Consider the following 4021-nt stretch of genomic DNA (forward strand, 5'->3'; position numbering starts at 1 on the left):
GGAGAGGCGTATCGATATTGGGTCGGTCGAGAGCCAGACCTGCGGCCCGGCGTAGACAGGCCAGAGGGGGCAGAATTTCTTCCCACTCCAGAAGATGGCTTCTTTCGCGTACCCACAGTTAGTCTTGAGGAGGTTGTGCGCGAAGGGAAAAACATTGGGCTTAATAAAGCATGCGCGTCAGCTTTCTCTATCTGCCACGGAACACCGATTAGCAACGCCTTGAATGCCGTACCAGGATTCAACTCTTTCGCTACGCTTCACGACACCTGGATGAACTGGCTGGATGTAAAAGAAATGACAAACATGGCGACAAACATTGGATCCATGCCCCCTGCGCTAATATTGAATTATGGCAGCCTTGCCGACCAATACTATTGGCTCAAGCCAACGATTGATCAATCCAGGGAGAATGATAGATGAAAGTCACAAGGGGTATGTTAATTTCATTAGTGTTGGCGTGTTTTTTTATTGTGGCTGGGTGTTATCATAGTTACTGGAAAGAAAGCAGGGACAGTTTGATTGGGACAAAATTTGATCCAAATAAAAGCCTAAGTGAAATAGGAAGTAGGTATAGATATTATATCCCCAAAGAGGAGGCGATTTACTACCGAGTGGATCAGGAGGCTCCCAATACTCGCTATTTCATCGAATGGACTCCACACTGCCGATATTCGTTACTGGTCGATCCGAACGGTACGATCCTTAGTTGGCGCTTCGAAGATACGGAAAGGCCTAGCCGGTCTTGTACCATTAGCTGAAAAAAGAATAATAGAGTGTCAGTTTGTTTTCTATTATTACAACAATCCCATCAACAGCGCGAAAGTGATCGGCACCAGCGTGGCGAATGGCGCCTGGGACGTGGTGGGCAATCGCATCGCGCTGCTTGGTGCTCAGCAGTCCATGGGCAAAGTGCAGAGTGAATTCGCCGAGAGCATCGGCTTGAGTGACGAGCAGCTCAACTGGGCGCTGATGAGTGGCTCGATCATCGGAGCGCAGTTACCCAGCGTGGGAACACGGTTTAGTGCGACGGATGATGGCTATCGCCATAACAATTTTATAGGTGAGCGTGGAGTACTGAATCGCGATATCCAAGGGTTACCCTTCGATGCGATCGATATCGCCCTGGGCTACCAAGGGCTGCCCGATTCTACCGTACAGGCACACTTGGCATCGCAAGGGTTCGGCGGCTACACCATGGGCCATAGCCTGGGGGTTTTGAGCGCCAACTATATGGCCACTAATGGTTTGCTTGAGGGAGCCCTTCTCTTCTCCTTGCCGTTTGGCAATATCGCTTCGAGCAATACCACCCTGACCATCGGCGCTGGCGACCTGGTCAACGGCGGCGTCTTGGGTAAAGCGCTCAATCCGAATGCTTATATAGTGCCATTATTGCCTTGGGAGCATAATTTTGATCAGTTTTATAAACCCTATATCGATCTGTACCCTGAAAGGTATGTGTTCGATGACTAGTCTTCTGGTGGCGGGCCTGCTGAGTGGCTGCGCCTCTTATGAGAACTATATATCGGCAGGCACCGAGGATAACTTCGTCGCGGATGATAATATCTTCCGTGTAGACCCAAATGATTATCCGGTCTTCGCGGTCAAGCAGAATTTGGAGGCACCATGGATATTCGTTATCCCCCCGATCAGTAAGGGGGTGCAAAAGCCACCATTGGAAAAAACGTATCGTTGGGAAGTGACGCACGTGGTGAAAGGGCGTTATTTGATAGGGTCAAACGAATATGACTATGTTGACTGTAAGTGGTATGCAGATAGACCTGGAAACAATGTTTCCACCAGGGATTGTGACTTTCCTTCTGCTAAGGCAAGAGGGAGCCAGTATTTTTCGCGTATTTACATCAATCCCAATGGTCATGGCTATGGATGGGAGTCCATTAAGAATCAAGAGCGCTGGTTTGGGAGGGCAAAGCTGACAAAATTCCTTCTCGATAATACGGGCGACTGGTCGGGACAACCATGGTTCGAGTGTATCGAACGCTGTGACAAACTAGCCAATATGACGAATTATTTTGACGATACTAGAACGGGGTTCAAAGCAAAATATCCGATCATGTATAAAGGTTTCATAGATGAAGGATACGGCGGTCTCACCATAGGCCATAGTCCAGGGGTTCTGAGTACCAACTATCTCAAAGGAGCGAAAATGTAACTGCGCCGCCGCTGAGCTTGAGGTACTGAATTACGATATACAGGGACTGCCCTTCGATGAGATCGATATTGCATTGAGCTACCTAGGCTACCCGATTTTACCGTATAGGCATACATAGCACCGTAAGGGTGAAGCGTCGTATCGGTAGTATGGCACATGATTTTAAAAATGGAGTGATACTGTGCGATATTTTCGTCTATTGTTATTGATAATGACCTTACTGGTAACCGGATGCGTTCGTCCGCTGGAGACGGCATTCGTGCCTACTGGCGCCGGCGAATTCGAGAGAGGCTGGTTGAGAGATGACCGACATGCCACATTGGTCGAGTTTGTTCGTCCAGGGGAGTCGGTCGAGTCGTGGAGCGAGCTATTTACGATCCAATTTTTTGAAGATGTATATGTCTCGCCAGAACGGGCAATGTATCTTCTAATGGCTGGAATTCGCGAACAATGTCCTGATGCGACCTGGACAGTGATTAATGAAGAGCGTAACAGCGTGATGTATGAATGGACAGCTTCTGCCTGTGATTTGTATCCGGCCCAGCATGAAATCGTCAGGCTGTTGCGTGGCAATGATGGAGTACATCGTATTGCATTTGTGAAAAAAACAGATCTCATGCCTGAAGAGTTACGCAATAAGTGGATTGATGTGTTTTTAAAAGCATATGTTGAAAAAAATGGAAGACGAGTGATCGTCCAACCTCGACTCTGATGGTCACCAATTATTCCATTCTCGAGGTCAAGTAGAGTTCCTCGTTCCTTACCGCGAACCGTTGAGGGTAGAGGCCGAGCGCAGTTTCGCAAGGCGCGCGCGGCTCACCTCGAGCCATAGTCTTGGGGCGTTGAGCCCCCACTATCTTGCTTTCAACGGTTTAGCCAAAGTGGTGCACCTTTTCTCGCTACCTTTGTAATATCTCTGCCCATAACGCGACGCTGACCATTGGCGCTGGCGATTTGGTCAACGGCGGCGTCTTGGGTAAAGCGCTCAATCCGAATGCTTATATAGTGCCATTATTGCCTTGGGAGCATAGTTTTGATCAGTTTTATAAACCCTATATCGATCTGTACCCTGAAAGGTATAAGTTTGGTGACTAGTCTCCTGTTGGCGAGCTTGCTGGGCGGCTGTGCTTCTTATGAGGACTATATGTCGGCAGGGACCGAGGACAATTTTGTCGCCGATGACAATATCTTTCGCGCGGATCCTGATGATTACCCTGTCTTCGCGGTCAAGCAGGACATGGATGCGCCATTAGGTAATGTCATTCCGCCGCTTAGTGATGGAATGGAAAGGCCTGCGTTGAAAAGAGACTACCGCTGGGAAGTAACGCATGTAGTAAAGGGACGCTACCTGATCGGCTCCCAAGAATATGATGCAGAAAGGTGTATGATAGAGTTTTATGCAGACTCCAAGAGAATCAGAAGAGGAGATTGTGATTCTCTCAACCCAAAGGCTAAAGGGGGAAGCTACGTCTTGCGTATTTATATTAATCCTGATAACCATGCCTACGGATGGGAAGCTCTTAAAAATCAACGGCGCTGGTTCTTTCGAGAGAAACTGACTAGGTTTAAGCTCGATAATACAGGCGACTGGTCGGGACAGCCCTGGTTCGAGTGTATCGAGCGCTGTGAAAAACTGGCCAATATGACGAATTATTTCGATGACACGGGAACGGGACTAAAGGCGAAATATCCTGTTTTATATAAACGTTTCATAGAGTTTGTGGAGAAAAATCCCGCAAAACCGCGAGAGTAGTCATCGCAGGAAGTGGCGGCATGGATTGGTTGAACAGGCAAGCGAAGGCGACCAGCGCTACCAGGGCGCGAGGCTTGCGTCCCAAGGCGAGCTGAGCC

The 4021-nt window shown here is 48.6% G+C and carries 5 protein-coding genes; all 5 read left to right on the forward strand.

What is annotated here, in order from left to right:
• Positions 1 to 420 (forward strand): hypothetical protein (locus Q376_RS25045; protein ID WP_162177900.1); only part of this gene is annotated, 420 nt, incomplete at its 5' end.
• A gap of 402 nt (positions 421 to 822) precedes the next feature.
• On the forward strand, positions 823 to 1470 hold the full coding sequence (locus Q376_RS0109220; protein ID WP_027350069.1) for a hypothetical protein: 648 nt from the start codon (positions 823 to 825) through the stop codon (positions 1468 to 1470).
• Positions 1463 to 2170, forward strand: coding sequence for a hypothetical protein (locus Q376_RS24765; RefSeq protein WP_155834255.1), 708 nt, complete (start codon positions 1463 to 1465; stop codon positions 2168 to 2170). Before Q376_RS0109220 ends, Q376_RS24765 begins: the two co-directional genes overlap by 8 nt.
• Positions 2171 to 2429: 259 nt before the next feature.
• Positions 2430 to 2882, forward strand: coding sequence for a hypothetical protein (locus Q376_RS24770; protein WP_155834257.1), 453 nt, complete (start codon positions 2430 to 2432; stop codon positions 2880 to 2882).
• Positions 2883 to 3257: 375 nt separating this feature from the next.
• Complete coding sequence (locus tag Q376_RS24775) at positions 3258 to 3923, forward strand: hypothetical protein (protein ID WP_155834259.1); 666 nt, start codon at positions 3258 to 3260, stop codon at positions 3921 to 3923.
• Positions 3924 to 4021 lie beyond the last annotated feature (98 nt).

Origin of the sequence: Halotalea alkalilenta DSM 17697 (genome assembly GCF_000621205.1) — a bacterium.
GTDB lineage: Bacteria > Pseudomonadota > Gammaproteobacteria > Pseudomonadales > Halomonadaceae > Halotalea > Halotalea alkalilenta.

Excerpts from the sequence above, each read along its gene's own strand:
- Q376_RS24765 (WP_155834255.1), top strand. The coding sequence starts at position 1,463 with ATGACTAGTCTTCTGGTGGCGGGCCTGCTGAGTGGCTGCGCCTCTTAT.